The 26,422-nt window shown below is 69.2% G+C and carries 29 protein-coding genes; 11 read left to right on the plus strand and 18 right to left on the minus strand.

The genetic code is table 11. From position 1 onward, the window contains the following. The first annotated feature begins 37 nt into the window (after nt 1-37). The 4 genes from AC07UH_RS00080 to AC07UH_RS00095 are packed head-to-tail and all read left to right on the plus strand — an operon-like array spanning nt 38 to nt 4,082. The gene (locus AC07UH_RS00080; RefSeq protein WP_495179768.1) at nt 38-1,195 is read left to right on the plus strand and encodes an acyltransferase family protein; all 1,158 of its coding nucleotides are present in this window, start codon (nt 38-40) and stop codon (nt 1,193-1,195) included. After that, nucleotides 1,192-2,121 carry an isoaspartyl peptidase/L-asparaginase family protein gene (locus AC07UH_RS00085; protein WP_495179767.1) on the plus strand — a complete coding sequence of 310 codons (930 nt, stop codon included), beginning with the start codon at nt 1,192-1,194 and terminating at the stop codon, nt 2,119-2,121. The genes AC07UH_RS00080 and AC07UH_RS00085 overlap by 4 nt, the downstream gene beginning before the upstream one ends. Nucleotides 2,122-2,161: 40 nt before the next feature. Beyond that, nucleotides 2,162-3,175: a DUF6624 domain-containing protein gene (locus AC07UH_RS00090; RefSeq protein ID WP_495179766.1), complete on the plus strand. Its 1,014-nt coding sequence runs from the start codon at nt 2,162-2,164 to the stop codon at nt 3,173-3,175. Nucleotides 3,176-3,221: 46 nt separating this feature from the next. Next, the gene (locus AC07UH_RS00095; protein ID WP_495179765.1) at nt 3,222-4,082 is read left to right on the plus strand and encodes a S1/P1 nuclease; all 861 of its coding nucleotides are present in this window, start codon (nt 3,222-3,224) and stop codon (nt 4,080-4,082) included. A gap of 43 nt (nt 4,083-4,125) precedes the next feature. Here AC07UH_RS00095 and AC07UH_RS00100 read toward each other — a convergent pair whose 3' ends face one another. From AC07UH_RS00100 to AC07UH_RS00130, 7 genes are all read right to left on the minus strand, one after another. Continuing rightward, nucleotides 4,126-4,953: an SPFH domain-containing protein gene (locus AC07UH_RS00100; protein ID WP_495179764.1), complete on the minus strand. Its 828-nt coding sequence runs from the start codon at nt 4,951-4,953 to the stop codon at nt 4,126-4,128. Nucleotides 4,954-5,106: 153 nt separating this feature from the next. Then, nucleotides 5,107-5,631 (minus strand): peptidoglycan-associated lipoprotein Pal, encoded by a 525-nt coding sequence (pal, locus tag AC07UH_RS00105; RefSeq protein WP_495179763.1) that lies wholly within the window; start codon nt 5,629-5,631, stop codon nt 5,107-5,109. Between the two features lie 52 nt (nt 5,632-5,683). Then, the gene (gene tolB / locus AC07UH_RS00110; RefSeq protein WP_495179762.1) at nt 5,684-7,060 is read right to left on the minus strand and encodes a Tol-Pal system beta propeller repeat protein TolB; all 1,377 of its coding nucleotides are present in this window, start codon (nt 7,058-7,060) and stop codon (nt 5,684-5,686) included. A gap of 304 nt (nt 7,061-7,364) precedes the next feature. Next, nucleotides 7,365-8,390, minus strand: a complete 1,026-nt coding sequence (gene tolA / locus AC07UH_RS00115; protein ID WP_495179761.1) for a cell envelope integrity protein TolA — start codon at nt 8,388-8,390, stop codon at nt 7,365-7,367. Further along, nucleotides 8,390-8,830, minus strand: coding sequence for a protein TolR (gene tolR / locus AC07UH_RS00120; RefSeq protein ID WP_038665073.1), 441 nt, complete (start codon nt 8,828-8,830; stop codon nt 8,390-8,392). Before tolR ends, tolA begins: the two co-directional genes overlap by 1 nt. A gap of 4 nt (nt 8,831-8,834) precedes the next feature. Then, entirely contained in the window at nt 8,835-9,527 is a 693-nt protein-coding gene (tolQ, locus tag AC07UH_RS00125; RefSeq protein ID WP_038665070.1) for a protein TolQ, read from the minus strand. After that, nucleotides 9,524-9,982 carry a YbgC/FadM family acyl-CoA thioesterase gene (locus AC07UH_RS00130; RefSeq protein WP_038665067.1) on the minus strand — a complete coding sequence of 153 codons (459 nt, stop codon included), beginning with the start codon at nt 9,980-9,982 and terminating at the stop codon, nt 9,524-9,526. The genes tolQ and AC07UH_RS00130 overlap by 4 nt, the downstream gene beginning before the upstream one ends. 96 nt (nt 9,983-10,078) lie before the next feature. Between AC07UH_RS00130 and AC07UH_RS00135 the strand changes: the two genes are divergently transcribed. Together AC07UH_RS00135 and AC07UH_RS00140 are read left to right on the plus strand one after the other, a co-directional pair. After that, nucleotides 10,079-10,498, plus strand: coding sequence for a hypothetical protein (locus AC07UH_RS00135; protein ID WP_495179760.1), 420 nt, complete (start codon nt 10,079-10,081; stop codon nt 10,496-10,498). Beyond that, complete coding sequence (locus tag AC07UH_RS00140; protein ID WP_495179759.1) at nt 10,495-10,698, plus strand: helix-turn-helix transcriptional regulator; 204 nt, start codon at nt 10,495-10,497, stop codon at nt 10,696-10,698. The genes AC07UH_RS00135 and AC07UH_RS00140 overlap by 4 nt, the downstream gene beginning before the upstream one ends. Here AC07UH_RS00140 and AC07UH_RS00145 read toward each other — a convergent pair. From AC07UH_RS00145 to AC07UH_RS00155, 3 genes are all read right to left on the minus strand, one after another. Next, nucleotides 10,688-11,443, minus strand: a complete 756-nt coding sequence (locus tag AC07UH_RS00145) for a hypothetical protein (RefSeq protein WP_495179758.1) — start codon at nt 11,441-11,443, stop codon at nt 10,688-10,690. The genes AC07UH_RS00140 and AC07UH_RS00145 overlap by 11 nt on opposite strands. A gap of 202 nt (nt 11,444-11,645) precedes the next feature. After that, complete coding sequence (locus tag AC07UH_RS00150) at nt 11,646-12,632, minus strand: NAD(P)H-dependent flavin oxidoreductase (RefSeq protein ID WP_495179815.1); 987 nt, start codon at nt 12,630-12,632, stop codon at nt 11,646-11,648. A gap of 29 nt (nt 12,633-12,661) precedes the next feature. Further along, nucleotides 12,662-13,924 (minus strand): aspartate kinase, encoded by a 1,263-nt coding sequence (locus AC07UH_RS00155; protein ID WP_495179757.1) that lies wholly within the window; start codon nt 13,922-13,924, stop codon nt 12,662-12,664. Between the two features lie 52 nt (nt 13,925-13,976). On the opposite strand from AC07UH_RS00155, the gene ubiG reads away from it, so the two are divergent. The 3 genes from ubiG (at nt 13,977) to AC07UH_RS00170 (ending at nt 17,062) form a co-directional block, all read left to right on the plus strand. Then, nucleotides 13,977-14,702: a bifunctional 2-polyprenyl-6-hydroxyphenol methylase/3-demethylubiquinol 3-O-methyltransferase UbiG gene (gene ubiG, locus AC07UH_RS00160; RefSeq protein WP_495179756.1), complete on the plus strand. Its 726-nt coding sequence runs from the start codon at nt 13,977-13,979 to the stop codon at nt 14,700-14,702. 213 nt (nt 14,703-14,915) lie between these two features. Further along, nucleotides 14,916-16,346 carry a hypothetical protein gene (locus tag AC07UH_RS00165; RefSeq protein ID WP_495179755.1) on the plus strand — a complete coding sequence of 477 codons (1,431 nt, stop codon included), beginning with the start codon at nt 14,916-14,918 and terminating at the stop codon, nt 16,344-16,346. Further along, nucleotides 16,343-17,062: a DUF2334 domain-containing protein gene (locus AC07UH_RS00170; RefSeq protein WP_495179754.1), complete on the plus strand. Its 720-nt coding sequence runs from the start codon at nt 16,343-16,345 to the stop codon at nt 17,060-17,062. The genes AC07UH_RS00165 and AC07UH_RS00170 overlap by 4 nt, the downstream gene beginning before the upstream one ends. 428 nt (nt 17,063-17,490) lie before the next feature. Here AC07UH_RS00170 and AC07UH_RS00175 read toward each other — a convergent pair whose 3' ends face one another. From AC07UH_RS00175 to AC07UH_RS00185, 3 genes are read right to left on the minus strand one after another with little or no spacing between them, the layout of a single operon-like run. Further along, the gene (locus tag AC07UH_RS00175) at nt 17,491-18,687 is read right to left on the minus strand and encodes a glycosyltransferase (protein WP_495179753.1); all 1,197 of its coding nucleotides are present in this window, start codon (nt 18,685-18,687) and stop codon (nt 17,491-17,493) included. Beyond that, nucleotides 18,687-19,214, minus strand: a complete 528-nt coding sequence (locus tag AC07UH_RS00180) for a DUF2141 domain-containing protein (protein WP_495179752.1) — start codon at nt 19,212-19,214, stop codon at nt 18,687-18,689. The genes AC07UH_RS00175 and AC07UH_RS00180 overlap by 1 nt, the downstream gene beginning before the upstream one ends. After that, nucleotides 19,211-20,074 (minus strand): hypothetical protein, encoded by an 864-nt coding sequence (locus AC07UH_RS00185; RefSeq protein ID WP_495179751.1) that lies wholly within the window; start codon nt 20,072-20,074, stop codon nt 19,211-19,213. The genes AC07UH_RS00180 and AC07UH_RS00185 overlap by 4 nt, the downstream gene beginning before the upstream one ends. Before the next feature lie 193 nt (nt 20,075-20,267). Between AC07UH_RS00185 and AC07UH_RS00190 the strand changes: the two genes are divergently transcribed. After that, on the plus strand, nt 20,268-21,323 hold the full coding sequence (locus AC07UH_RS00190) for a glycosyltransferase (RefSeq protein ID WP_495193936.1): 1,056 nt from the start codon (nt 20,268-20,270) through the stop codon (nt 21,321-21,323). On the opposite strand, the gene AC07UH_RS00195 is transcribed toward AC07UH_RS00190, so the two are convergent. The 5 genes from AC07UH_RS00195 to pyrE are packed head-to-tail and all read right to left on the minus strand — an operon-like array spanning nt 21,297 to nt 25,074. Further along, a complete protein-coding gene (locus tag AC07UH_RS00195) occupies nt 21,297-22,373 on the minus strand; it encodes an AI-2E family transporter (RefSeq protein ID WP_495179749.1) in 1,077 nt (358 codons plus the stop codon). The two genes, AC07UH_RS00190 and AC07UH_RS00195, sit on opposite strands and share 27 nt — an antisense overlap. Nucleotide 22,374: 1 nt before the next feature. Next, entirely contained in the window at nt 22,375-23,322 is a 948-nt protein-coding gene (lepB, locus tag AC07UH_RS00200; protein WP_495179748.1) for a signal peptidase I, read from the minus strand. Further along, entirely contained in the window at nt 23,319-23,729 is a 411-nt protein-coding gene (gene acpS / locus AC07UH_RS00205) for a holo-ACP synthase (protein WP_495179814.1), read from the minus strand. Before acpS ends, lepB begins: the two co-directional genes overlap by 4 nt. Before the next feature lie 35 nt (nt 23,730-23,764). Continuing rightward, the gene (locus AC07UH_RS00210; protein ID WP_495179747.1) at nt 23,765-24,496 is read right to left on the minus strand and encodes a pyridoxine 5'-phosphate synthase; all 732 of its coding nucleotides are present in this window, start codon (nt 24,494-24,496) and stop codon (nt 23,765-23,767) included. Continuing rightward, nucleotides 24,493-25,074 (minus strand): orotate phosphoribosyltransferase, encoded by a 582-nt coding sequence (gene pyrE, locus AC07UH_RS00215; protein ID WP_495179746.1) that lies wholly within the window; start codon nt 25,072-25,074, stop codon nt 24,493-24,495. Before pyrE ends, AC07UH_RS00210 begins: the two co-directional genes overlap by 4 nt. A 207-nt stretch (nt 25,075-25,281) precedes the next feature. Between pyrE and coxB the strand changes: the two genes are divergently transcribed. Further along, complete coding sequence (gene coxB / locus AC07UH_RS00220; protein ID WP_495179745.1) at nt 25,282-26,421, plus strand: cytochrome c oxidase subunit II; 1,140 nt, start codon at nt 25,282-25,284, stop codon at nt 26,419-26,421. Nucleotide 26,422 lies beyond the last annotated feature (1 nt).

Here is a 26,422-nt window from a genome sequence, read left to right on the forward strand (position 1 = left end):
GTTCAAAGGCGCTGGTGTAGGGCGCTAACCACTTACGATGTCGCGCGTCCCGATCCCCCGCCATTACGGCCTCGACTGGCTGCGCGTCGCCGCCTTCGCCATATTGATCGTCTATCATGTCGGCATGGTCTTCGTCCCCTGGGGCTTCCACGCCAAGAGCGCGCACGGCGCCGCCTGGGCGGTGCTGCCGATGCTTGCGGTCAATGCGTGGCGATTGAGCCTGTTGTTCGTCGTCTCGGGCTATGCGAGTCGCGCGCTGCTGACCCGCGCGCCGGGGGTAAGCGGCTTCCTGCGCCAGCGTACGCTGCGGCTGCTGGTGCCGCTCGCCTTCGGCGTCGCTCTGGTGGTGCCGCCGCAATCCTGGGTCGAGCTGGTCACGCAACATGGCTATGCCGGCGGCTTCCTCACCTTCTGGACGCACGATTATTTCCGCTTCGGCACGCTCGGCGGGATCGTGCTGCCGGCGCTCAACCATCTGTGGTTCGTGCTGTATCTCTGGCTCTATACGGTCGTGCTCGCGCTGCTGGTGCCGCTGGTCCGCTGGCGCGGCGCGCAAGGGGCGTTCGACCGGCTGTTCGCCGGGCCGGCGCTGCCGATCGTGCCGACCGTATGGCTGGTGTGCGTCCACGGCTGGTGGTTCCCGATGGGCTATGAGACGCAGAATCCGTTCACCGACGCGATGGCGCATCTCATCTATCTGCCCGCCTTCCTGTTCGGCTTCGCGCTGGCGGGGTCGACGCCGGTGCTTGCCGCGTGCGTGCGCTGGCGCTGGGCCGGCGCAGCGATGGGCGTGCTCGGCTATGGCTTCATCCTCGCGGTCGAGCTGGGGCTGAACGGCGATGCGCCGCGCTGGCTCTACCCGATCTACGGCGCGGCGCATGCGGTGCAGCAATGGGGGACGATCCTCGCGCTGATCGGCTTTGCCGAACGGCATTGGAACCGCGATGCGCGCTGGCGGCCGCTGCTCACCGAGGCGGTATTCCCCTTCTACCTCGTCCATCAGACGATCATCGTCGTCGTCGCCTATTGGCTGATGCCGGTCGGCCTGTCCGGCGGCGTCGAATGCGCGCTGCTCATCGCCGCGACGATCCTCGGCTGCCTCAGCTTCTATCTGGTCGGCCGGCGGATCGCGCCGCTGCGGCCGCTGATCGGGCTGCGCCCCCTGCCCCATCCCACGCATAAGGCTGCATCATGACCGATACGCCAGACTGGTCGCTCGTCCTCCACGGCGGCGCCGGTTCGATCGAACGCCACCGCCTCACCCCGGCGCAGGACCACGGCGTCCGCGCGGCGCTCGCGCTGGCGCTCGACACCGGCGCCGCGATCCTGTCCGAGGGCGGGGGCGCGCTCGACGCGGTCGAGGCGGCGGTGCGCGTGCTCGAGGAGGATCCACATTTCAACGCCGGCCGCGGCGCCGCTTATACCCGCGAAGGCACGATCGAGCTCGACGCGGCGATCATGGACGGCCGCACCCGCGCCGCCGGGGCGGTGGCGGGCCTCACCGCGACGCGCTCGCCGGTCGGCCTCGCGCGCCGCGTGATGGAGGCGAGCCCGCACGTGCTGCTCAGCGGTGACGGCGCCGAACGCTTCGCCCGCGAACAGGGGATCGCGGCGCAGGACCCGGCCTGGTTCGCCACCGACGAGCGCCGCCGCCAGCTCGACGAACTGCTCGCGCGCAACGCCGACGCCTTCGACATCGACATGAAATACGGCACCGTCGGCGCGGTCGCGCGCGATGCCGCGGGGCATCTCGCCGCGGCGACCTCGACCGGCGGCGTCACCGGCAAGCGCTGGGGCCGAATCGGCGATTCACCGCTGATCGGCGCGGGCACCTATGCCGACGATCGTTCGGCGGCGATCTCCTGCACCGGCTCGGGCGAATTCTTCATCCGCGTCGGCGTCGGCCACGAGATCGGCGCGCGCATCCGCCTGTCGGGCGAGACGCCGCAGGCCGCCGCCGATGCGGTGATGGCGGAGGTGCGTGCGCTCGGCGGCACCGGCGGCGTCATCGTCGCCGCACCGGGCGGCGAGGCGGTGTGGAGCTTCACCACGCCCGGCATGTACCGCGCCCGCGCCACCACGGCGGGCCTGCGCGAAGTGGCGGTCTACGGCGACGAGTAAGCGTCACGATACTGCCACGATCCGCGATCAGCATCGCACGATGCTCCGCCGTCTTGCGCTCGCCGCCGCCGCTTTCCTCGCCACGGCGGAGGCTGCGCCGGCGCCACCACCGGTGCTTGCGCCTTATATGAGGGGCGAGACGTTCGATCCGGGTGATTATGGCTGGATGCGGGGCGGGTTTGACGGGGCGACGCCCGCGCAAGCAGCCGCATGGACCGGACTACAGAAATGGCTTGAGCAATGCCGCACGGTCAGTACCGCCTCCGTACGCGTCGAATTGATTGCCGCAGGGATCACCAATCCCGCGCTTCGTACTGGCGCCTATGGTGGAGCACTATGTGGCGCGGTCGCAATGGCCTTCCCCCAAGGCGACATGGGTAACGACTGGACGGTGTTTCAGAAAAAGTTGACGAGCGCCCACCGGATTGCGTCGACGCTCGTCTGGTCGGCTGCGTTGGCGCAGGCGGTCGGCGACGAGGCTGGCAACCTCCTGCCCGCGCAGCTGATCGCCCGCCCGATCACCGATCAGGTATTGCGTAATTCGCTGTCGTGGAACGCGGGCGAAACAAAGGGCGCGCCGCTGCTAGATTCAATGGAGGCAGGGATCGTGCGTGGTCTGACGTGGTCAGCGATCCGGGCGCGCGACCACGCCAATACCGCATGGATGAAGACCGTGGTGGCGCGGCACGGCTGGCCCACCATAACGATGGTCGGGGCGCAAGCCTCGAGCAGGGCTTGGATGCTGGTCCAGCATGCCGACGACGATCCCGTCTTCCAGTTGAAGATGCTGCGGCTGATGGAGCCGCTCGTCGCCACGGGGCAGGTCACCAAGCAGAATTTCGCGCTGCTCCATGACCGCGTGATGCTCAAGATAACGGGCAAGCAGCACTACGGCACGCAATGGAGCTGCGCGACCGGCGACTGGCAGCCGTTCCCATTGGAGGATCGCAAAAAAGTCGATGGCTGGCGCGCAGCGGTTGATCTTGGCACGCTGGCGGACAATGGCGCGCGGATCGCAAGGGAATATGGCCCCTGCCCAGCTGTATCGCATTGACACTAAGACGCTTCTAGGTGGCCACCTAGGCGGCTAAAGCACCGCCATGAAAATCCTCCGCTTTGTCGCTGCCGCCTTGCCGGCGTTCGGGTTCGCCGCGCCGGCGTCGGCCTATTGGGAGTTCGGGCATCAGACGGTCGCCCGCATCGCTTACGCCAATGTCGCGCCGCGCACGCAGGCGGCGATCCGCAAGCTGCTCGCCGAGACGCCGCGGCTCGACACGCCCGAATGCCCCGCGACGACGATCGAGGGCGCGAGCACCTGGGCGGATTGCGTCAAGCCGCTGAAGGGGCCGGACGGCAAGTCGCGCTTCGGCTATGCCTACAACTGGCACTTCCAGGACGTGAACATCTGCCAGCCGTTCACGCTCGAAGAGGCGTGCAAGGACGGCAATTGCGTCTCGGCGCAGATCACCCGCGACGTCGCGATCCTCAAGAACCGGCGCGCGCCCGCGAAGGAACGCGCGCAGGCCTTGGTATTCCTGATCCACTTCGTCGGCGATCTGCACCAGCCGCTTCACGCCGGCGAGAAGAACGACAAGGGCGGCAACGACGTCGCCGCCACCTATGGCAGCTACGGGCCGAAGCGGTTCAACCTGCATTCGATCTGGGACGGCACGCTCGCCGAGCGCGCGATCACCAGCGGGCCGTCGCTGGTGCGGCGCTATCCGGCGGCAGAGAAGCGGCGGATCGCGGCGGGGACGGTCACCGACTGGAGCCGCGAATCGTGGCAGGTCGCGCATGACGTCGTCTATGCGAGCGCGCTGAACGGCGATCCCTGCGCGCCCTCGCCAGCCAAGGTGACGCTCGACGAGGCGACGATCGAACGGATCGTGCCCGTCGCCCGCTTGGAAGTGGAGCGCGGCGGCCTGCGGCTGGCGAAGCTGCTCGACGAGGCGCTGGGGTGATCGACCGCGATGGGAACGGGCGCAGCATCGCCGACATCGGCTTCTAGACGCTTAACAGCCCGGCGTTGACCACGGGCTGCGTGTCCTGCTCGCTGCACAATACGACCAGCAGGTTGGAGACTAGGGCGGCGCGCCGGTCGTCGTCCAGATCGATGATCTTCTTCTCGGAAAGCTGGACCAGAGCCAGCTCCACCATCCCGACAGCCCCATCGACCAAGGCGGTTCTGGCGGCGACCACCGCCTGCGCCTGCTGCCGTCGCAGCATCGCCCCCGCGATCTCCTGCGCATAAGCGAGATGCGTGAAGCCGCATTCGTCGACGGTGATGCCGGCGACCTGCAAACGCGCAATCAGCTCGGTACGCAATTCGGCGCCGACCTGATCGTGGTTTGCGCGCAGCGTTACTTCGTGATGGTCGTGATCGTCATATGGGTAGCGCGAGCCGATCGCGCGGACGCCAGCTTCGATCTGGACCTCGACGAAATCGCGGAAATAATCGACGTCGAACAGCGCCTGGGCGGTATCGGTCACGCGCCAGACGACCTGTGCCGCGATCTCGATGGGATTGCCGCGAAGATCGTTGACCTTGATCTTATCGGAAATAATGTTGTTCGCGCGCAGCGAGATCTTGCGGCGGGTCGTCCAGGGCAACGCCCAGCGCAGCCCGGCGGCACGATCGGACCCGGTATAGTCGCCGAACAGGATGATCGCCGCAGCATGATTGGGCTGCAGCATGTAAAAGCCTTTGGCGATGAAGGCGATGCCGATGATGCAGGCGCCCACGATCCAGCCGTCGGCGACCGAGGCATCAGCCCGTGTATCCATTGTAGTGAAGAGGCCGATTATCACTAGGGCGAACGCGATCGCCAGCATGGCATAGCCGTTGGTCGTGCGCGCGCGCCGTTCGTGCGACCGTACCAGCATCACCCCGTCTCCGACTGCCTGTCATCCTTTATAGACGCCATGCAGCCGAGGCGGATCGTTCCCGACCGTCATCCCGGCGCAAGCCGGGATGACGGATGTGACCTAGTTCAGCACCACCGTCACCGAACGCCGGTTCTGCGCCCAGCTTGCCTCGTCCGAACCCAGCGCCACCGGACGTTCCTTGCCGTAGCTGATCGTCGTCAGCCGCGACGGATCGATGCCGCGCGCGACGAGATAGTTCTTCGCCGCATTCGCGCGGCGGTCGCCGAGCGCGAGATTGTATTCGCGCGTGCCGCGCTCGTCGGCATGGCCCTCGACCGTCGCGCGGATCTGCGGGAAGCGCTGCAGCCACGTCGCCTGGCTGTCGAGGATCGCGCGCGCCTCCGCATCGATATCGCTCTGGTCGAGCCCGAACAGCACGGTGTTCGAGCTGACCGAGCGGCGGAAGTCGGCGTCCGAGCCCGGCGTGATCGCACCGTCGCCGTTACCCGCGGTCGCCGGCGGCGGCGTGTTGAGTCCGGCGCTGTTGTCGACCGGCGGCGGCGGCAGCTGCTTGGGCTTGTGCGCGCAGGCGCCGAGCGAGGCGAGCGCGGCTGCGGTCAGCAGGGTGGTCGTCAGTCTGGCCATCGTCGTATCTCCCGTGAGTAAGTGCGTTTCGCCCCCGAAACCTTATAGTGCGTTACGGCCGTAGCGGTCCCCAGGCCGGGTCCGACCCGTCGAGCGGCGTCGGAATCCTGCGCTCGACCTGTCCGGTGAGGTCGACCATCCACAGATCGGCCTTGCCGCCGCTGCCCTGGCCGCTGCGGTAGAAGGTGATGACGCGACCGTTGGGCGACCAGCTCGGCCCCTCGTCCTGGCCGCCGGTGAGGATCTTCTCGCCACCGCCCGACGGCGACATCGTGCCGATGCGGAACGCGCCACCCAATTTGGTGAAGGCGATCAGGTCGCCGCGCGGGCTCCACACCGGCGTCGCATAGCGCCCGCCGCCGAAGCTGATCCGCTGCTGGCCCGAGCCGTCGGCGTTCATGACGTAGATCTGCTGGCCTCCCGAACGATCGCTCTCGAAGACGATGCGCGCGCCGTCGGGCGAATAGCTGCCGCCGGTGTCGATGCCCGGCGAGCTGGTCAGCCGCTGCGGCGTGCCGCCCTGTGACGAGACGCGATAGATGTCGGTATTGCCGCCCTGCGCCATCGAGAACAGGATCCAGCGGCCATCGGGCGAGAAGCGCGGCGCGAAGGTCAACGCGGCATTCTGCACGACACGCCGCGGCCGGCCCGAGCCGAGATCGTAGACGTAGATCGACGGCTTGTCGTTCTCGTAGCTCATATAGACGATCGACTGCTGGTTGGGCGCGAAGCGCGGCGTCAGCACGATCGATTGGCCGTTGGTCAGGAAGCGGTGGTTGGCGCCGTCCTGATCCATGATCGCGAGCCGCTTGACGCGCTTGCCCTTCGGCCCGGTTTCCGAGACGTAGACGACGCGGCTATCGAAATAGGGGCCTTCGCCGGTGAGCCGTGCGTAGACCATGTCGGCGCATTTATGTCCCGCGCGCCGCCAGTCGGACGGCGAGACGACGAAGCCCGAGCGGGTCAGCTCGACCTTCGAGGAGACGTCGTAGAGATAGCAGCCGATCGTGAGGTTGCCATCGCCGGTGGCACGGACGAAGCCCTGCACCAATGCCTGCGCGCCGGTGCCGCCCCAATAATCGAAGGCGGGGGCGTTGACCTCCTGAAAACCGACGGGGCGGAGCTGGCCCGCGCCGAGCGGCGTGAACAGGCCGGAGTTCTTGAGATCGTTGGCGATGATCTCGGCCATCTGGCGGCCGAGCACGTCGGTAGCGCCCGCCGGGGTCGACACGACCTGCGCGGTCGGCATCGCCGGAATCGCGATCGGCATCGGCGCCGAGACGCCGCCGGTCACCGACACTTCGAGCGGCGCGGCCTCCTGCCCCGCCGGGGTCGCCGGCTGCTGCTGCGGTGCTGGCGCGGGCGCGTCCTGCGCGAACGCCGGGACGGCGGTGGTGACGCTGAGCGCGATGAGCAACGACCGGATCATGACCTCAAACCCTTTTCGCGAGCGATATGGATGCCGCTTACCACAAACTTGCCGTCATCCCGGACTCGTTCCGGACCTCTCCGGACCAGCCCGGCACCCCGGCCTCGAGCCGGGGTCCCGCTGCCGCCCATCGACTGCGGGGAAAAGCGGGACCCCGGCTCGAGGCCGGGGTGACGGAGGGAAGCGAGACGAAACGCCCCACCCCACCGTTCGCCCTGAGTCCGTCGAAGGGCGCGTGCCACGAGGGGGCCGCTCCGGTGGCGGGCCCGTGCTTCGACAGGCTCAGCACGAACGGGGATACCCATCACTGCAGCTTCCACTGGAAGTTGATGTTGTTCCACCCACCCGACGGCGTCGAATAATATTCGGCCGGCAGCTTGAGCGGCGAACAGCCCTTGAACGCCGCCACGCCGAGATCGACGACGCGCTGCTTGTAGCGCTCGTTCTCGTCGGTGACGCCCGACTGGCGGACCATCCGCGGCGTCGCGGCGAGCGTGCCGTCCTCGTTGAGGCGCAGGTTGAGCGTCGTCACGATCTCATTGGCGCCCGGCCCCGGATTGACCTGCCGGTCGGCGCAGGGCTGGATCTGGCGCGCGATCGCCTGGACGATCGACGCCATCGCGCGGCCGTCGATCTTGGCGGCGCGCGGCGCGGTCGACTTGCTCGGCGACGGATCGCTGGTCAGCCCGGCGAGGAAGTCCGAGCCGAGGCGCGAGCCGCGCGGCTTGGCGGTCTTCGCGCTCTCGCGGCTGCCCGATCCCTTGGCAGCGGCGGGCTTGGCCGGTGCGGTCGACGGCTTGCCCGCAGTCTTGGCGGGAGCGGCAGGTGCCTTGGCGGCGGGCTTCTCCGGTGCGGCCTTTGCCGGCTTGGCCGGTTGCTTGGCAGGCGCGGGCTTTGGCGACGGCTTGGCCGGCGCCTCCGCCGCGGGCCTGGGCTTGGGCTGCGGCTTGACCGGGGCCGGCTTGGGCGCGGGTGCGGGCGCCGGTTTCGGCGGCGCGGGCTTGGGCGGAGCCGGTTTGGCGGGCGCCGGCTTCGGGGCGGGTGCGGGCGGCGCGGGTTCGGGCTCGGGTGCCGGCTCCGCAGCGGGCTCGGGCGGCGGCGCAGCGTCTTCCGGCTCGCCTTCCTCGGGCGCGATCGACTGCGCCGGCGGCGTCACCGCCTGTGGGGCAGTCGCCTCGAGCGCGACGTCCTTGACCAGGCTGACCTCCATCGGGGTCTGCTGCAACTTCTGCGGATTGGGCGTCGCAAGAAAGCCGACCGACAGCAGGCCGAAGAGCACGACATGCCCGACGACCGCAACGCCCAGTCCGATCTTCTCCGCCCGATCCATCAGCGCGCGCTTCCGCCTTCAACCGTCAGCAGCGAGACGCGGTTGAGCCCGGCGCGGTTGAGTTCGCCCATCACCCGCATCACCCGCCCGTAATCGAGCGCGCGATCGGCGCGCAGGAAGATCTGCGGCGGTTGTCCGCCGGCCTGGACCGCGGCGATCTGTTCCAGCCGCTGCGGCAGCGCCGCCTCGCCGATCTCCTCGTCGTCGAGGAACAGCTTGCCGCTCGCATCGAGCGAGAGCTGCACCGGCTTCTGGTCCTGATCGAGCGCCTTGGCGCGGCTGTCGGGCAAATTGACCGGCACGCCGGCGGTGAGCAGCGGCGCGGTCACCATGAAGATGATCAGCAGCACCAGCATCACGTCGACCAGCGGCGTGACGTTGATATCGGCAACCGGCGCCCGCCGCCCGCGCCCCCGGTTGGATGGGAGATTCATGCCCATCGGATCAGCGCCCGCTGTCCAGCTGGCGCGACAGCGTCGTGTGGAAGCCGTCGGCGAAGCGGTTGAGCGCCGCCTCGATGCGGTTCACGCCGTGGCTGAAGCGATTGTAGGCGATCACCGCGGGAATCGCCGCGAACAGGCCGATCGCGGTCGCGAACAGCGCCTCGGCGATGCCCGGCGCGACCACCGCCAGCGAGGAATTCTGCGCCTGCGCGATCCCCGTGAAGCTGCGCATGATCCCCCAGACGGTGCCGAACAGCCCGACGAACGGCGCCACCGAGCCGATCGTCGCGAGGATGTTGAGCCGGTCGGAGATCGTGTCGATCTCCAGCGCCGCCGCTGCGCCCATCGCGGTCGCGAGCCGCTCGCGCGTGCCGCCCTTGTCGATCGAGCCGCCCGCGGTCGAGCGGCGCCATTCCTTCACGCCGGCGACAAATACCCGCGCCGAGGGCAGGTCCTTGTCCGCCTCCGCCTTGTAGAAGGCGTCGATATCCTCCGCCTTCCAGAAGTCGCGTTCGAACCCGGCCATGCCCTTGCGGATGCGGCCCAGCCGCCGCCAGAAGGCGATGATCAGCGCCCAGGTCCAGATGCTGGCGAGCAGCAGCCCGGCCATCACGAACTTCACCACGAGATCGGCCTGGAGGAAGAGCGCGACGGGCGACAGCGTCGCCGCATCCATGTTGAACACCGGATTCATGAATTGGTCCCCTGCCAGATCAGGCTTTGGTAGATATCCGTCCAGGCGGCCGGCTGACGCTTCGGCCGCCCCGACGGCGCGACCAGCGCCACCGTGACCTCGGCCTCCGCCAAGACAAGCGAACCGCGCCTGACTGTGTGATGAATGACGACGCTGGCGGCGCGCACCGCGATCACGCGGCTGACGACGAGCAGCGCATCGTCGAGCCGCGCCGGTGCACGATAGCGGATGGCGAGATCGGCGACGGCATAGGCGCCCTCGCCCGCGTCATGCGTGGCGCGCTGGTCGATGCCGGCGAGGCGCAGCATGTCGGAGCGTGCACGCTCCATGTAGCGCAGGTAATTGGCGTGATAGACGACGCCCGACAGATCGGTGTCCTCGAAGTAGACGCGCACCGCGAAGCGATGCTCGGCTCCCAAGAAGCGTCCTGCCTGCGGCTGGTCCTCGTCCCTCATCACGGCCGGCGTTAACCGAACCTGCGCGCAGGGGGAACCCTGTTGACGGATGTAACTTATGGGTTACATGTCACCTGTAGGTTACAGGAGACTGAAATGAACACGATCGAACTGGCCGAACGCACCAGCCGCAGCTGGGCGCTGATGCTGTACCTCCTGGGAGGGATCCTCCTGCTGGCCGAGCTGGCCGGCATGACGCTCATGCGCCGCGACTTTGTCGACGGTTTGTGGCTGGGCATCGCGATGGTTTGCGCGTTGACGCTGCTGCCGTGGCGGCGGTGGCTGAAACCAAATAGCGTCCTCAACCGGATGCTGGAAGACGAAGCCGTGCGCGAACACCGCCGGATGAGCTGCACGGCAGGCTTTTGGGCGAGCCTCGTCGCGGCGCTGGCCGTTGCCCCGTTCGCGCATGACGCGATGATCGGCAGCTATGACGTCGCCCGCATCGTCGCAACCGCGGGCCTGTTCGCCGCGATGATCAGCTTCGCCACGCTCGAGCTGCGCGCCGCCCGGTGAGCGAGCTTCTCAATAGCCTGAAGGAGGAACGCGAGCGGATGGGCCTCACCCAGGCAGCGCTCGCCGAGCGTGTCGGGGTCAGCCGCAAGACGATCAATACCGTCGAGAACGGCGTGTTCATCCCCTCGACACTGCTGGCGCTCAAACTGGCTGCCGCGTTGGAACGGCCGGTGGAGTCGCTGTTCCGGATCAATGAGTAACGGTCGTCGCGCTTTCGGAGAAGACGCTCGGATCGAGCGTCAGCCGCGGGCGCGGCGCTGGTGCCGCAGCGGGAACCGCCTGTACCACCAATGCGCGCGGCGGCGCGGTGGTGGCCATCGCCATACGGGTCGCGGCGGCGCGTTCGGCGCGCCACGCGTCATAGGCGGCGTAGAAATCGGTGAACGGCTTCTCCAGCACCGCCAGCCGGCCTTGCGCGAAAGCGGGCAGATCGGCGGCGGTCACCGTCGCGCCATCGGCGAGCGTCGCCGCCGCGGCGTTGCAGAACGGCTCGCGCGCCTGGCTCTGCGAGAAGAAATTGTAGAGCCGCGTCATCTGGTCGTCGTAGCGATCCTGCCAGTCGCCGCCCGCCGCCTTATATTCGGCGGTGAGCCGCGTCTGTGCGCCGTTCAGGACGACCTTCTGCTGCGCGATCAGCGCATTGTAGCCGGCGATGATCGTCGCTTCGTCCGGCCCGCGACAGGCGAGCGCGGCGACGTTGAGCGCGGCGCGCAGATGCCAGACGGCCCCGTCGGCGGACAGGTTGCGATTGGGGGTGGCATAGCGACCGTCGCCCATCAGCGCCGGGATCTGCATCCCGACATAGGCGCCCTTCGGCATCGCAAGCGCGACCGGCGTGGGTGCTGCGGGTACCGGCGGCGGCGCGACCGCAACCACCTTCGGCCTGACCGCGCAACCGGCGAGCAGCGCCAGACCGACGCCGGTGAGAGCTATGATATGGCGCATCGCAGTCCTTCCCTGCCCCCCGGCCGGTCAGACTCTGCGTCAGAAATGGTTAACGCGTGGTAAGCGACAAACAATTCCTCCCCGGCACGGGGAGGGGGACCAGCGTAGCTGGTGGAGGGGGGCTTCCACGCACGTTGCGCTTGCGGAAGCCCCCCTCCGTCACCGCTTCGCGGCGCCACCTCCCCGTGCCGGGGAGGAATGGTTACCCCGCCCTTTTCTCCAGCGCCGCCGCCGCCTCGGCGACCAGCGCACCGATGATCTCGGCGATCGGTTCTTCCTTCGTCACCATGCCGACCGACTGGCCGGCCATCACCGAGCCATGCTCGACGTCGCCGTCGATTACCGCGCGGCGCAGCGCACCCGCCCAATAATGTTCGATCTGCAATTGCGCCTCGCCCATCGCGACCGCGCCCTCGTCGAGGCTCAGCGCCACTTCGCGCTGCTTGGCGGTGAACAATTCGCCGCCCGCATTCTTCAAAGCGCGCACCGGGATCACCGGCAGCCGCGGGTCGAGCTGCACGCTCGCCACCGCGTCGCGCGCCGAGGCGCGGATGAATGCCTTCTTGAAATTGGCGTGTGCGATCGATTCGGTCGCACAGACGAAGCGCGTGCCGAGCTGGACGCCCGCCGCGCCCATGTCGAGATAGCCGGCGATCGCCTCGCCGCGACCGATGCCGCCGGCGACGAACACCGGTACCGATTCGGCGATCTCGGGCAGCATTTCCTGCGCGAGCACGCTGGTCGAGACGGGGCCGATATGGCCGCCCGCCTCCATCCCCTCGATCACCAAAGCATCGACGCCCGAGCGGATCAGCTTCTTGGCGAGCGCCAGCGTCGGCGCGAAGCAGATCACCTTGGCGCCGCCCGCCTTGATCGCCTCGAGCGAGCCCTTGGGCGGCAGGCCGCCGGCGAGCACGACATGGCCGACCTCATGTCTGGTGCAGACCGCGATCAGGTCGAACAGCGCCGGATGCATGGTGATGAGGTTCACCCCGAACGGCTTGTCCGTCATCGCCTTCGTCGCGGCAATTTCGGTATCGAGCAGCTCGGGCGTCATCGCGCCGCAGGCGATCACGCCGAAGCCGCCGGCGTTCGACATCGCCGAGACGAGGTTGCGCTCCGACACCCACGACATGGCGCCCGCCATGATCGCGACGTCCGATCCGAGGAAGGCGGCGCCGCGCGCCATGCGGCGCTGCAGGCGCTCCTGTCCGACGGTCACGCGGCGGCGTCCGCGGCGTCGAGGCCGTAGGCGGTGTGCAGCATGCGGACGGCGAGTTCGGTCTCGTCCTCGTGGATCAGCACGCTGACCTTGATCTCGCTGGTCGAGATCGCCTGGATGTTGATGCCGCGCTTGCCGAGCGTGGTGAACATCGTGCTGGCGACGCCGGCATGGCTGCGCATGCCGACGCCGACCACCGAGACCTTGGCGACGCGCGTGTCGTGGACCAGCTCGGCGAAGCCGATCGCCTCGCGCGCCTGGTTGAGCGCCTCCAGCGACCGCGCGAGGTCGGCGGACGGCACGGTGAAGGTGACGTCGGTCGAACCGTGGTTGTGCGCGATATTCTGGATGATCATGTCGACGTTAATGTTCGCCGCCGCGAGCGGCTCGAAGATCGCCGACACCGCGCCCGGCTGGTCGGGAACGCTGGTCAGCGTGATCTTCGCCTCGTTCTTGTCGTGCGCGATACCCGTGATGAGCTGGCGTTCCACGTCGTCGATCTCCTCTTCGCCTACGATCATCGTTCCGGGCAATGTGTCCGCCATCGGCGCCTCGGGTCCGGTGAAGGACGAGAGCACCTGGACGCGGACCTGTTCCTTCATCGCGAGGCCGACCGAACGGGTCTGCAACACCTTCGCGCCAACGCTGGCGAGTTCCAGCATCTCTTCGTACGTCACCTTGTTAAGCTTGCGCGCGCGCGGCACGATGCGCGGGTCGGTGGTGTAGACGCCGTCGACATCGGTGTAGATGTCGCAGCGGTCGGCCTTCATCGCCGCCGCCACCGCCACCGCCGACGTGTCCGAGCCGCCGCGGCCGAGCGTGGTGACGCGGCCGTCGTCCGACAGGCCCTGAAAGCCGGGGATTACCGCAACCTCGCCCGCCGCCATGCTGGCGTTGAGCGCGTCGACCTCGATGCTGCCGATCCGCGCCTTGGCGTGCGCGTCGTCGGTATGGATCGACAATTGCCAGCCGAGCCACGAGCGCGCCGGCACGCCCGCCGCCTGCAACGCGATCGCGAGCAGCCCGCTGGTGATCTGTTCGCCCGCGGCGACGACGACGTCATATTCGCGCGGATCGTAGAGCGACGACGCCTCTCGGCAGAAGCCGACCAGCCGGTCGGTCTCGCCCGCCATCGCCGAGACGACCACCGCGACCTGATTGCCCGCCTCGACCTCGCGTTTGACGCGCGCGGCGACGCTCCTGATGCGCTCGATCCCGGCCATCGACGTGCCGCCGAACTTCATCACGATGCGTGCCATCTGCGTCGCCAAACTCCTTGGGGTAAAGGGGCCGCCCTGATAGGTAGCGGCCATGATGATGGCAAGCAGCACGATCGATCCGCGCGAGGCGCAACATTTCGGCGCGATGGCGAAGGACTGGTGGGACCCGAAGGGCTCTTCGGCGATGCTGCACAAGCTCAATCCGGTCCGGCTGCGCTATATTCGTGCCGCAGTCGATCTGCACTGGGACGGCGACGACACCAGCTTCACGCCGCTCGCCGGCAAGACCGCGCTCGACGTCGGCTGCGGCGCGGGGCTGCTGTGCGAGCCGCTCGCCCGGCTCGGCGCGGCGGTGACGGGGGTCGACGCGGCGGCGGAGAATATCGCGGTGGCGCAGGCGCATGCCGCGCAGGCGGGACTCGCGATCGATTATCGCGCGGTCGGCGTCGAGGCGATGACCGGCCGCTTCGACCTCGTCACCAGCCTCGAGGTGATCGAGCATGTCGCCGATCCTGCCGGCTTCGTCCGCGGGCTCGCGGAATCGCTCGCCGACGGCGGCCTGCTGGTGCTCTCGACCCCCAACCGCACGCCGCTGTCGCGCCTCGCGTTGATCACGCTGGCGGAGGGCACCGGCCGCATCCCGCGCGGCACGCACGACTGGGACAAGTTCCTCACCCCCGAGGACCTCACCGACCTGCTGGAGCGCGCCGGACTGACCGTCACCGACGTGCAGGGCCTCGGCTTCTCGCCGGCGACCGGGTTCGTGCTGAGCGGCTCGACGCAGCTCGACTATTTCGTGACGGCGAAACGCGTCTGACGGCAAATTCCTCGTCATGCCGGACTTGATCCGGCATCCCGCTTCGTCGCGCGATCCGAAGAAGCGGGACCCCGGCGCAAGGCCGTGGTGACGGAGCGGGTTTGGAAACACGTCCGGCTCCCAAATCGATCATAAGCGGTGGCCCCTCCTCGCCGGGGAGAGGAACCGGAGCCGCCTTCCCAATCCAGCCGGCCGCCGCTACCGCCCGGCGCGATGCCTCTCCTTGCCAACCCGCGGCTGCGCCTGCCGATCCTCCTGCTCGTCGCGATCGCCGCGCGGGCGCTGACCTTCGGCAATCCGCTCGTCCACGTCGACGAGGAATTCTATTTCGTCACCGCGCACCGGATGTGGCAGGGGGCGTTGCCCTTCGTCGACATCTGGGACCGCAAGCCGGTCGGGCTGTTCCTGCTCTACGCCGTCCCCGCCGCGCTCGGCTTCCCCGCCGGCATCTGGGGCTATCAGGCGCTCGCCCTCGCCAGCACCGTCGCCACCGCCTGGGGGATCGCCCGGCTCGCCGAGCGGCTCGGCTTCGGCGCAGGGGCGACCGCCGGCGCGCTCGCCTATATCCTCTGGCTCGACCTGTTGGGCGGGCAGAGCGGCCAATCGCCGGTCTTCTACAATCTGCTGATGCTCGCCGCCGCATCGCTCGCGCTGCGTCCGCCGCCGCATCGCGCCTCGCACGGCCTGCTGGTCATGGCGCTGGTCGGCGTCGCCTTGCAGATCAAATATTCGGTGGTGTTCGAAGGCATCTTCTTCGGCCTGTGGCTGCTCGCCGATCGCTGGCACGCGACGCGCCGGCCGCTGCGGGTGATCGGCTATGGCGTGGCGCTGATCGTCGTCGCTTTGCTGCCGACCGCGCTGGCCGCCGTATATTATGCGGCGATCGGCGAGTGGGACGCCTTCGTCTTCGCCAATTTCCTGTCGATCTTCCACCGCAATCCCGATCCCTTGTCGGAGCTGGCCGGCAATATCGGCGAGATGATCCTGATCGTCTCGCCGATCGCGGCGCTGGCGGTCCTCGCGCTCCGGCGCAGCCGCGGCGATCGCGCGCACGGGCGCGAGCGGCGGTTCGTCGCGCTGTGGCTGGCGGTGTCGATCGGCAGCGTCGCGATTTTCCGGCCGTGGTTCGATCATTACGCTTTGCCCGTCCTGCTCCCCGCCTGCGCCGCCGCGGCCTGCATGCTCGGCCGGCCCGACTGGCAACGCTGGCGCACCCCGGCGCTGCTGCTCACCGCCGCGCTCGCCGGCCAGATCGTGCTGATCCTGCAGCGTGCCGGTCGCGGCGACGCGGGCGAGCTCGCCGCGCTGGCGCAGGCGGTCGGGCGCGGTCCGGGGTGCCTGTACGTCTATTCGGGGACCGACATGCTCTACAGCGCGACCGGGCGCTGCGCGCTGTCGCGCTATCTGGTGCCCTCGCACCTGATCCGCTTCCGCGAGGCGGGGGCGACCGGGGTCGATCAGGACGCCGAGATTCGCCGCATCCTTGCCGCCCGGCCTGCGGTCGTCGTGATCCGCCCGCCCTATCGCGGCGAGCGCCCCGCCGCGCATGCGATCGTGACCGCGGCGATGGCGCGCGATTACCGGCTCACCGCCACGCTGCCGATGGGCAACGAGCATCTCCGCGTCTATCATCGCGCGCGATGAAACGCCTGTTCGCCTCCATCCACGACGTCTCGCCCCGGTTCGAGGGCGAGGTCGACCGCCTGCTCGACCATCTCGCGCCGCACGTCGGGCGGCGGCTGGCGATGCTCGTCGTCCCCGATCACTGGTCGAGCGCCCCGATCACCCCCGCCTTCGCCGCCCGGCTGCGCGGCTGGGCTGACGAGGGGGTCGAAATGTTCGTCCACGGCTGGACGCATCGCGACGACAGCGCCCATGCCGGTCGTGCCGCGGCGCTGAAGGCGAGGCACATGACCGCCGGCGAGGGCGAATTCCTCGGCCTCAGCCACGCCGAGGCGCTGGCGCGGATGCGGCGCGGCAAGGCATTGGTCGAGGAGATCACGGGGCGCGCGGCGACGGGCTTCATCGCGCCGGCGTGGCTCTATTCGGAAGGCGCGCGCGCGGCGCTGGCGGATGCGGGGTTCTCGCTCGCCGAGGATCATGCGCAGGTATGGCGGCCGGGCGGCGCCGTGGTCGCGCGCGGGCCGGTGATCACCTGGGCGAGCCGGACGCGGATGCGACAGCTGAGCTCGCTCGCCGCGGCGGGCGCGCTGCGCCACGTGTTGCAGCCGACGCGCAACGTGCGGATCGCGGTGCATCCGGGCGACACGACCGTGCCGGCGCTCCTGGAGAGCATCACGACGACCTTCGCGGCGTTCCGGCGGCATCGGCCGGCGGCCTATGCGGAGTTGGCGGGGTAGCCGGCGAATCACCCCGACACCGTTCGTGCTGAGCCTGTCGAAGCGCGGGCGCCACATACGGCGGTCCCGCTGGTGGCCACGCCCTTCGACAGGCTCAGGGCGAGCGGTTGGAAAACAGCGGCATAAGCGACTGCTGGAGCGCATCACGACAACCTTCGCGGCGTTCCGGCGGCATCGGCCGGCGGCCTATGCGGAGTTGGCGGGGTAGCCGGCGGATCGCCCGGACACCGTTCGTGCTGAGCCTGTCGAAGCACGGGTCGACACATACGGCGGTCTCGCTGGTGGCCACGCCCTTCGACAGGCTCAGGGCGAACGGTTGGAAGACAGCAGAATAAGCGACGGTTCGCTTCTGGCTTTTCGGCGGCCCCGAGGCTCATCTCGTCCGACGCGCTCGGCATGAACCGTCGATAGAAGCCCTTGAGGGGCCGTCACGCCCGCTTGCGCACCCCGTCGCGCGCCGCGATCGCCGCGGCGTAATGCGCCACCAGATCGGCGGCATGTTCCTCGTCGTTGCGGACCGTCGCCGACGCCACCCGCGCGGCGCGGCGCACGATCGCACGGTCGCGCGCGAGCATCCGCTGGATCGCATCGGCGCAGCTGTGCGCGTCGCGCTGCGCATAGACTTCGGCGAACAAGGGATCGGCGATCTCCGCGGTGCCGCCGCCGTCGGGCACGATCAGCGGCGTGCCGCTCGCCAGCGCCTCGGCGGGGACCAGCCCGAACGTCTCGGTGCCGCAGCCGTGGATATAGACGTCGGCGCTCGCCATGATCGTCGCCAGCCGCCGCCGATCATAGACCGGGCGGAACAGCCGGATGTGCGGATTGGCGCCGATATGCCGTTCGAGCGTCTTGGTATCCATCCCCTGGCCGAGGATGACGAGCCCGACCGGCGCCTGCGTCCCGATCCGCTGCACCGCGTCGATCACCGTCGGCCAGCGCTTCTCGGGATGATGGCGGCCGACGCCGAGCAGCAATTGCGCCTCCGGCGGCAGGCCGCATTGGCGCAGCAGCGCGGCGCGCAGCGTCTCGTCGCGCAGATCGGGGGAGAAATGCGCGCGCTCGATGCCGAGCGGCATCGTCGCATCGACGCGGATGCCGCGCGCCGCCAGTTGCTTGGTCAGCGACGGGCCGTTGGTGACCACCGTGTCATATTGCGCGAGGCAGTGGCTGAGATAGCGGTCGTACCAGGCGAAGGCGCGCTCGATCCGCGGGGCCGAGGCGACCGGCTTGAACCAGCGCTTGGGATAGGCCTCGAGATTGTCGTTGTGCATGAAATAGGAGCGCAGCGCGCGCCGCTTCCCGCCACCCTGCCATTGCGCGACGATCCACGCCGATTTCCACGGCGAGCAATTCTCGACCACGTCGGGGTCGAGCGCGTCGAGCCGGCGATGGATCGGCTCGGCATCCCAGAACAGGCCGTAATTGGCGTCGAACGGCATGCCCGGCGCCTTGATGTAATGGACCGCGCCGCCGCCGGGGCGCTCCTCGATCCGGTCCTCGCGACCGGGCGCGAGCACGATCAATTCGTGGCCCATGCTGGCCAGCACCTCGATCTTGCGATCGATATAGGTGCGCACGCCGCCGCCGGTCGGCGAATAGATCTCGTTGACGTCGACGATCCGCATCACTCGTCCCTGGTCGGCGAGAAGCCGCCGAGGCCGTGCAGATATTGCATCTGGACGGTGCGTTCGGCGGTGGCGGTGCCGACGTCGACCAGCGCGCGCTCGACCTTGGGCCGCGACATGCCGATCTTGCCGGGGCCGGGGAAGCCGGCGCCGTCGGCGAAGAAGTTGAACTTGTTCTTGCCGTCGCGGTCGTGCGTGACGAACAGCGCATAGCGGCCGGGGCGCGGCACGCGGATGCACACCTGCACCTGGCCGCTCGCCGGGATCGCCGTCCACACCCGGCGGAAGGTCTTGCCCGCGGCGAGCAGCACCGAATCGTCGGCGAGGAAGTCGGTCTCGTTGGCGGGATACAGTTCGAGCTTGATCCGGCCCTTGCGATCCTTGAGCCCGGCGATCTGCGCGAGGATCGCCGGGCCGCCGCCGGGATTGCACGCCGCCGCGTCGCTGCCGAGCACCTGCGCCGCGGCGGGCGCGGCGAGCAGCAGCGCCGCGGGCAGCAGAACGGCAAGGATCGCCGACGGGGTCATGACGGCTTCCTCGTCAGCAGGTGATGGATGCCGAAGGCGACGATCAGCAGCGCGTGGATCAGCAGCACCGCCGCCGCGGTGAAGGCGATCAGCTCGGACAGCGCCTGGTCCTCGCCGATCATCAGGATCGCGAAATTGGCGAACAGCAGGTCCTTGTTGGGCAGCAGCGGCAGGCGCGAGAACAGCATGCGCCCCGCCGACAGGAACAGCCACGTCCCGATCGCGACGCTCGGCATCGCCAGCGCCCAGGCGAGCGCGAGGAAGAAGCCGCCGAGGATCAGGCGCAGGCAATGGATGCCGAAGATCGCCCACAGCTCGCCCCGCGGCAGCGAGAACACCTTGCGCGAGAAGATCAGGAACGGCAGCGAGGTGCCGAAGATCACCGCCAGCGAGCCGTAGACGTAGCGCATCATCTCGGGCGGGATGAGATTGCGGCCGACCGGCAGCGCCACCGCGATCATCGCCAGCGTCACCGCATTGCCGGCGATCGCCGACAGGATCGACACGTCCTTGACCGCGCCGAACGGCGCCGCGACGAGCTGCGCGCGGGCGCGCGCCCAGGCGTAGAAATAGGCCTCGCCCGAATAGCCCATGACGACGTCGTTCGCGATCCGCTTCTTGATCAGCGCGACGAGCCCGCCGGGCGGGATGTGCCACAGCCGCCGGAAGATCCAGTAATCGGCCAGCGGCGGCACGAAATAGAGCGCGGCGAAGGCGATGTAGAACAACGGATTGCGCGGCGTCGCCCGGTCCAGTCCGGCAAGCCCCGAGCTCAGCAGCTCGTGCGCGAGGCCGGCCAGCATCGCCAACGTCACCAAGGCGCCGATGATCGCAGGCCAGCGGCTCTTGATGGTTTTCAAGGGTTGGAGTCCCGCGATGTCGGGGGAGGGCGGCACGATCTCGACGAGGGGACGGCCGGCACTGTGATCGATCTGCACCCGTTGATCCGAACGATGACGATGGGGGGTCGCTTAGCCCTATCGCCCCTGTGTTGCACATGAATTTCGTTTCACTGTCGCGTCACGATGCTCTGTGGCACAGCGGTCCGCGATCATGTCTGCCGACCATATCCTTACCTTTGCACAAGATTTATCGGGTGGCGGCGTCGAGCGCGCGCAATTGCGGCTGGCGGCGCAATGGCTGGGCGCGGGGCGGCGGGTAACGCTGGCGATCGGCGACGCCGGCGGCCCGCTCGCCGCCGATCTGCCCGCGGGGCTGGGACTCGAACCGCTCGGCCACCGACGCTACGTCGCGCAGCGCCGGCTGGCGGCGATCACGCTGCGGCTGCGCCCCGATCTCATCTTCTGCCCCGGCAACCATTATACCCTGGTGGCCGCGTGGCTGCGCTGGCGGCTCGGCGACGCCTGCCCGCCGATCGTCGCCAAATTGTCCAACGCGATCGATCGCGCCGATCATGGCCGGATCATGGGCGCCGGGCACCGGCTGTGGCTGGCGCAGCACGGCCGCTTCCTCGACCACCTCGTCGCGATGACGCCGGCGACCGCGGCGCTGGCGGCGCGGGCGATGCGGATGGAGCGGCGGACCAGCGTCATCCCCAATCCGCCAGCACCGCGCGCGACGGATGTCGGCGCGGGCGGCGCGGCGCTGCCGCCCGGCCGCATCGTGCTCGGCGTCGGCCGGCTGGTGCCGCAGAAGCGCTGGGACCGGCTGATCGCCGCGATCCCGGCGCTGCCCGACGACGTCGGCGTGGTGATCCTCGGCGAGGGCGAGCTGCGCCCCGCCTTGGAGCGGCAGGTCGCCGCGGCGGGGCTTGCCGGGCGCGTCCACTTGCCCGGCCATGTCGGCGATCCGCTGCCGGCGATGGCGGCGGCGGCGGTGCTGGCGCTGCCCTCCGATTACGAGGGCGTGCCGGGGGTGCTGCGCGAGGCGCTGTCGGTGGGAACGCCGGTGGTCGCCACCGCATCGAGCCCGGCGGTGCGCGAGATCGTGGGTGATCCGCGCCTCGGCAGCGTCGTCGCGCCGGAGGATGCCGCCGGCCTCGCCGCCGCGCTCAACCATTGGCTCGTCGCGCCCCGCCCCGCCCCGGTGCCGCAGCCCGGCGGCGATTCGGCGGCGCGCTACCTACGCCTGTTCGACACCCTCGTCTGAGCCGTCGCGCTCGGCCTCGCGTTCCGAGCTGCGCTCCAGCGCGGTCTTGATCATCGCGGTCATCGGATCGGCGAGCGCGAGGCCGAGGATGCCGAACAGCGCGCTCGCCATGATCTGCGCGCCCAGCGTCAGCGCCGGCGGCAGGTCGACCGTCTTCTTGGCGACGATCGGCAGCAGCACGTACCCGTCGAACCCCTGGACGATGACATAGGTGCCGACCGCCCAGAAGCCGATGTGCGTGCCCGCCGAGAAGCCGACCGCGATCATCAGCGCACCGCTGATGAACGCGCCGATATTGGGAATGAAGGCGAGCAGTCCGGTGAGGATGCCGAGGATCATCGCCATCGGCACGCCGCCGATCGACAGCGCGATGCCGGTCAATATCCCCTCCGCGAGCATGCCGAGCAGGCGCCCCGCGAGCAGCCGGCGCAGGATCTTGCCCATCCGGTCGAGCACCGTCGCGAATTCGGCGCGATTGCGCCGTGGCGCCATCCATTCCAGGCCGCGCTGGTACGTGCCGGGGTCCATCGCGACGAACAGGCCGATGACGATGATCATGAACATCGTCGTCAGCGCCCCGAACGCGGTGCCGACCCAGGAGGTGATCCGCCCGACCGAACTCAGCGCCTGGCGCGCGATGCCACTGACGTCGGAGGCGCCGGGCATCAGCCCCTGCCCGCTCAGCCAGCGCGCCAGCCGGTTGGCCTGCGTCTCCAGCGTCGCGCGCAATTGCGAGAACTGGTCGGCGACCTGCACGCCGGTGAGGTAGAAGGTGCCGGCGAGGAAGGCGATCGTCAGCAGCACGACGATCAGCAGCCGCCAGCCGCGCCCGATCGGCAGCACCTTGCCGAGCAGCCGCACGCCGCCGTCGAGCAGCGCCGCGAAGACGAGGCCCGCGAAGATGATCAGCAGCGGCTGGACCAGGATCACCGCCAGCGCCATCGCCGCGGCGAGGCCGAGCCAGACCGCCGCGCGCTTCAGCTCGCGCCGGACGAGGGGATCGCGCAGCTCGTTGGGGCTGGGGTCCTGGGTCGCCGGCGTCTCGCTCACGTCATTGTCCCGTGGCTGGGTGGAGGGACAGTCCGGCGCGACCCGACCGCAGCGACCCCCACCAGGTCAGCGGGTTGAGCGTCGCGTCGCCGTCGAGGCTGAAGGTCAGGAATTCGGCACGTCCACCGAGATTCTCATACGGCACCGGCCCGCCTAGGCCGAGCTGCGCGAGCGGGAAACGGCTGTCCGCCGACCGGTCGCGATTGTCGCCCATCAGGAAGACGTGATTGGCCGGGATGGTGACCTGCGGATAATTGTCGCCGGGGCTGTCGGGTTCGAGGTCGACGGTGTCGTAATGGCGGCCACCGGGCAGCGTCTCGGTGACGAGCGGCAGATGGCAGACATAGCCGCCACCCGCGGCCGGCCGGCGCGCGCCGAAATAGTCGCGGTCGCTGCACGGGCTGTTGGTGTCGACCGGCAGGTCGACGTAATGCAGCGGCCCGCGCGGGATCGGCTTGCCGTTGAGGATCACGACGCCGCCCCGCACCGCCAGCGTGTCGCCGGGCAGGCCGATGACGCGCTTGATATAGTCGTTGCGGGTGCCCGGCGGGGTGACGATCACGACGTCGCCGCGCTGCGGCAGGCTGCCGAACAGCCGGCCGTGGATGAACGGCAGGCCGACGCTCCAGCTTTCCTCGGGCTGACGCATCACCACGCCCTTGAAGATCGCGACCGGATTGGGGATCGTCGGCGAGACGAACGACCAGCCGTAGGCGAATTTGGACACCACCAGCCGGTCGCCGATGCGCAGGCCGGGCAGCATCGATTCGGACGGGATGTAGAACGGCTTGGCGATGAAGCTGTGGAAGCCGAGCACGATCAGGATCAGCCAGAAGATGCCCTTGATCTCGCCCCACCAATCGGTCTTCTTGCGTGCGGCGGCCGGTGGCGCGGGCGCGGGGACCGCTGCCTCGCTGGGGTTGCTGCCGTCCAACACCGCTTCCTTCATGCCTTGGGGTCCGGGATCGCCTCGATGATCACGAAGGCCTGGGCCCAGGGATGATCGTCGGTCAAAGTCAAATGTATGCGAGCGACGTGGCCCTCGGGGATCATGGCGTCAAGCCGTTCCTTCGCGCCGCCGGTCAGCGCCAGCGTCGGCGCGCCCGAGGGCGCGTTTACGACGCCGATGTCCTTCATGAACACGCCCGCCTTGAAGCCGGTGCCGACCGCCTTCGAAAACGCCTCCTTGGCGGCGAAGCGCTTGGCGAGCGTACCCGCCTTGGTGAACGGCCGCCGCGCGGCGCGTGCGCGCTCGGCATCGGTGAACACACGCGCCTCGAACCGCGCGCCGAACCGGTCGAGCGAGGCGGCGATCCGCTCGATATTGCACAGGTCAGAGCCGAGCCCGACGATCATAAATCCTCCCTCGCGCAGCGGGGGAGGAATAGCCATTACCCACGGGCGGCATCCATCTCCTCGCGCATCCGGCGCACCGCGTCGCCCAGCCCGACGAACAGCGCCTCGCCGACGAGGAAATGGCCGATGTTGAGCTCGCGCACCTGCGGGATCGCGGCGATCGGCCTGACGTTGTCGAAGGTCAGGCCATGGCCGGCATGCACCTCGATGCCGTTCTTCGCCGCCAGCGCCGCCGCATCCGACAGCCGGCGCAGCTCGGCGGTGCGCGCCTCGCCGTCCAGCTCGGCATAACGGCCGGTGTGCAGTTCGACCACCGGCGCGCCGAGCCGGATCGCCGCCTCGATCTGGCGCGGATCGGGTTCGATGAACAGCGACACGCGGATCCGCGCCGCGGCCAGCGCGCCGACCAGCGGCGCGAGCCGGTTGTGCTGCCCCGCCGCGTCCAGCCCGCCCTCGGTGGTGAGCTCCTCGCGCTTTTCCGGCACGATGCACGCGGCATGCGGCTGGTGGCGCAGCGCGATCGCGAGCATCTCGTCGGTCGCCGCCATTTCGAGGTTGAGCGGGATGGTCAGCTCTGCCGACAGGCGCGCGATATCGTCGTCGGTGATGTGCCGCCGGTCCTCGCGCAGATGTGCGGTGATCCCGTCCGCCCCCGCCTCGGCCGCGAGCAGCCCGGCGCGCACCGGATCGGGATAGCCCGCGCCGCGCGCGTTGCGCACCGTCGCGACGTGATCGATGTTGACCCCCAGCCGCAGCGTCCGGGTCACGCCGCGCGGCTCCCCGGCTTGATCGCGGGGATCGCGGTCAGTTCGGGCGGTAGCGCATCGGCCGCATAGGTCGGCACGTCGAGGCGGATCAGCGGGAAGAACGGCACGCCGAGATCGACGGTGCCGCCCGAGCGGTCGACCAGCGCGGCGCCGGCGATCACCTTGCCGCCCGCCGCCTCGATCGCCTTGATCGCCTCGCGCGAGCTCAATCCGGTGGTGACGACGTCCTCCATCATCAGCACCTCCTGCCCGGGTGCGAGGCGGAAGCCGCGGCGCAGCTCGAACGTGCCGGTCGGCCGCTCGACGAACATCGCCTCGACGCCGAGCGCGCGCGCCATTTCGTGGCCGGCGATGACGCCGCCCATCGCCGGCGCGACGACCGCGGCGATCCGCCCGCGGATCTCGGCGGGGATGCGCGCCGCCAGCGCCTCGGCGAGGCGCGCGCCGCGGCGCGGGTCCATCAGTACGCGCGCGCATTGCAGGTAGCGCGGGCTGCGCAGGCCGGACGAGAGGATGAAATGCCCCTCGAGCAGGGCATCGGCGGCACGGAATTCGGCCAGCACGTCGTCGTCGGTCATCGGCGGTCCCGGATAAGTCGGTCGGATGCGGTCGCTCATAGGAAGTCGCCGCGCCGCCGCCAAGCGGGCGCAAGCGATAAACATGGGTCAGGTGCTTGAGGCCGGGACGGCGCCCGCGTATAGGCCATGGCAAAAGGGGCGTAGTCATACGCCATAACGGCCCGTTCGCCGGGCAGGCGAGGGAATCTGGACGGGGTGACGAAACGCATGCGCAAGAGGTTCAAGGGGTTAGCACTCGCCGCCGGGGTCGCCCTCGCCGGTCTGAGCGCGGCATCGCAGGCCGCGCCGCAGGGTGCCGCCGCGCCTGCCGGCGTCTCCAACATCGCGCCGACCGCCGCCAACGCCACCGCGCCGGCGGCCCCCGCCTCGCCGCTGCTGGCGCAGGACGGCGCGCCCGCGACGACGATCGAGCCCGGTATCGGCCATCCCGTCGCCGGTCGCATCGGCATCCAGCCGCAGGTGACGACCAATGGCCAGTTCGCCCACTGGTTCCACGATTCGATCCTGGTGCCGCTGATCGTCGCGATCTGCGTGTTCGTGCTGCTGCTGCTGCTCTGGGTCGTCTTCCGCTTCCGCAAGGCGGCGAACCCGATCCCGTCGAAGACCAGCCACAATACCGCGATCGAAATCGTCTGGACGCTGGCGCCGGTCGTCATCCTGGTGCTGATCGCGGTGCCGTCGATCGGCCTGCTGCAGGCGCAGTTCAAGCCCGCGCCAGCCGGCGCGGTGACGCTGAAGGCGATCGGCAACCAATGGTATTGGAGCTATCAATATCCCGATAACGGCGGCTTCGAAGTCACTGCCAACATGCTTAAGGAAAAGGATCAGGTCGCCAAGGGCGAGCGGTTCCGCACCGATGCCGACGGCCCCCGCCTGCTCGCCGCCGACAATCGCATCGTGCTGCCGGTCGGCGTGCCGATCCGCCTGATCACCACCTCGCAGGACGTGATCCACAGCTGGGCGGTTCCCGCCTTCTGGATCAAGCTCGACGCGGTCCCCGGTCGCCTCAACGAGACGAGCTTCACGATCAAGCAGCCCGGCCTCTATTTCGGCCAGTGTTCGGAGCTGTGCGGCGCGCGCCACGCCTTCATGCCGATCGCGGTCGAAGCGGTGCCGCCGGCACAATTCGCCGCCTGGGTCCGCGCCAAGGGCGGCACGATGCCGACCCCGGGCAAGGCCAGCGACAAGGTCGTCCCGCAGCCCGGCGCCGAGGGCTCGGCCGCCAAGCAGGCGGAAGGCAATGCCGCCGATGCCGCCACCGGCCCGGTCGAGAACGTGACGACGACCGCCCCCACCTCCAGCCAGGGTGCGACCGGCAATCCGGCCACCGGCAACGCGGGACAGTAAG

The organism is Sphingomonas sp. GW821-FHT04B01 (assembly GCF_059420425.1).

What these genes read in the sequence shown, in the direction of transcription:
- AC07UH_RS00080 (WP_495179768.1), top strand. Translation starts at nt 38, where the DNA reads ATGTCGCGCGTCCCGATCCCCCGCCATTACGGCCTCGACTGGCTGCGC.
- AC07UH_RS00085 (WP_495179767.1), top strand. Translation starts at nt 1,192, where the DNA reads ATGACCGATACGCCAGACTGGTCGCTCGTCCTCCACGGCGGCGCCGGT.
- AC07UH_RS00090 (WP_495179766.1), top strand. Translation starts at nt 2,162, where the DNA reads ATGCTCCGCCGTCTTGCGCTCGCCGCCGCCGCTTTCCTCGCCACGGCG.
- AC07UH_RS00095 (WP_495179765.1), top strand. Translation starts at nt 3,222, where the DNA reads ATGAAAATCCTCCGCTTTGTCGCTGCCGCCTTGCCGGCGTTCGGGTTC.
- AC07UH_RS00100 (WP_495179764.1), bottom strand. Translation starts at nt 4,953, where the DNA reads ATGCTGGCGATCGCGTTCGCCCTAGTGATAATCGGCCTCTTCACTACA.
- pal (WP_495179763.1), bottom strand. Translation starts at nt 5,631, where the DNA reads ATGGCCAGACTGACGACCACCCTGCTGACCGCAGCCGCGCTCGCCTCG.
- tolB (WP_495179762.1), bottom strand. Translation starts at nt 7,060, where the DNA reads ATGATCCGGTCGTTGCTCATCGCGCTCAGCGTCACCACCGCCGTCCCG.
- tolA (WP_495179761.1), bottom strand. Translation starts at nt 8,390, where the DNA reads ATGGATCGGGCGGAGAAGATCGGACTGGGCGTTGCGGTCGTCGGGCAT.
- tolR (WP_038665073.1), bottom strand. Translation starts at nt 8,830, where the DNA reads ATGGGCATGAATCTCCCATCCAACCGGGGGCGCGGGCGGCGGGCGCCG.
- tolQ (WP_038665070.1), bottom strand. Translation starts at nt 9,527, where the DNA reads ATGAATCCGGTGTTCAACATGGATGCGGCGACGCTGTCGCCCGTCGCG.
- AC07UH_RS00130 (WP_038665067.1), bottom strand. Translation starts at nt 9,982, where the DNA reads ATGAGGGACGAGGACCAGCCGCAGGCAGGACGCTTCTTGGGAGCCGAG.
- AC07UH_RS00135 (WP_495179760.1), top strand. Translation starts at nt 10,079, where the DNA reads ATGAACACGATCGAACTGGCCGAACGCACCAGCCGCAGCTGGGCGCTG.
- AC07UH_RS00145 (WP_495179758.1), bottom strand. Translation starts at nt 11,443, where the DNA reads ATGCGCCATATCATAGCTCTCACCGGCGTCGGTCTGGCGCTGCTCGCC.
- AC07UH_RS00150 (WP_495179815.1), bottom strand. Translation starts at nt 12,632, where the DNA reads ATGGCGCGCGGCGCCGCCTTCCTCGGATCGGACGTCGCGATCATGGCG.
- AC07UH_RS00155 (WP_495179757.1), bottom strand. Translation starts at nt 13,924, where the DNA reads ATGGCACGCATCGTGATGAAGTTCGGCGGCACGTCGATGGCCGGGATC.
- ubiG (WP_495179756.1), top strand. Translation starts at nt 13,977, where the DNA reads ATGATGATGGCAAGCAGCACGATCGATCCGCGCGAGGCGCAACATTTC.
- AC07UH_RS00165 (WP_495179755.1), top strand. Translation starts at nt 14,916, where the DNA reads ATGCCTCTCCTTGCCAACCCGCGGCTGCGCCTGCCGATCCTCCTGCTC.
- AC07UH_RS00170 (WP_495179754.1), top strand. Translation starts at nt 16,343, where the DNA reads ATGAAACGCCTGTTCGCCTCCATCCACGACGTCTCGCCCCGGTTCGAG.
- AC07UH_RS00175 (WP_495179753.1), bottom strand. Translation starts at nt 18,687, where the DNA reads ATGCGGATCGTCGACGTCAACGAGATCTATTCGCCGACCGGCGGCGGC.
- AC07UH_RS00180 (WP_495179752.1), bottom strand. Translation starts at nt 19,214, where the DNA reads ATGACCCCGTCGGCGATCCTTGCCGTTCTGCTGCCCGCGGCGCTGCTG.
- AC07UH_RS00190 (WP_495193936.1), top strand. Translation starts at nt 20,268, where the DNA reads ATGTCTGCCGACCATATCCTTACCTTTGCACAAGATTTATCGGGTGGC.
- lepB (WP_495179748.1), bottom strand. Translation starts at nt 23,322, where the DNA reads ATGAAGGAAGCGGTGTTGGACGGCAGCAACCCCAGCGAGGCAGCGGTC.
- acpS (WP_495179814.1), bottom strand. Translation starts at nt 23,729, where the DNA reads ATGATCGTCGGGCTCGGCTCTGACCTGTGCAATATCGAGCGGATCGCC.
- pyrE (WP_495179746.1), bottom strand. Translation starts at nt 25,074, where the DNA reads ATGACCGACGACGACGTGCTGGCCGAATTCCGTGCCGCCGATGCCCTG.
- coxB (WP_495179745.1), top strand. Translation starts at nt 25,282, where the DNA reads ATGCGCAAGAGGTTCAAGGGGTTAGCACTCGCCGCCGGGGTCGCCCTC.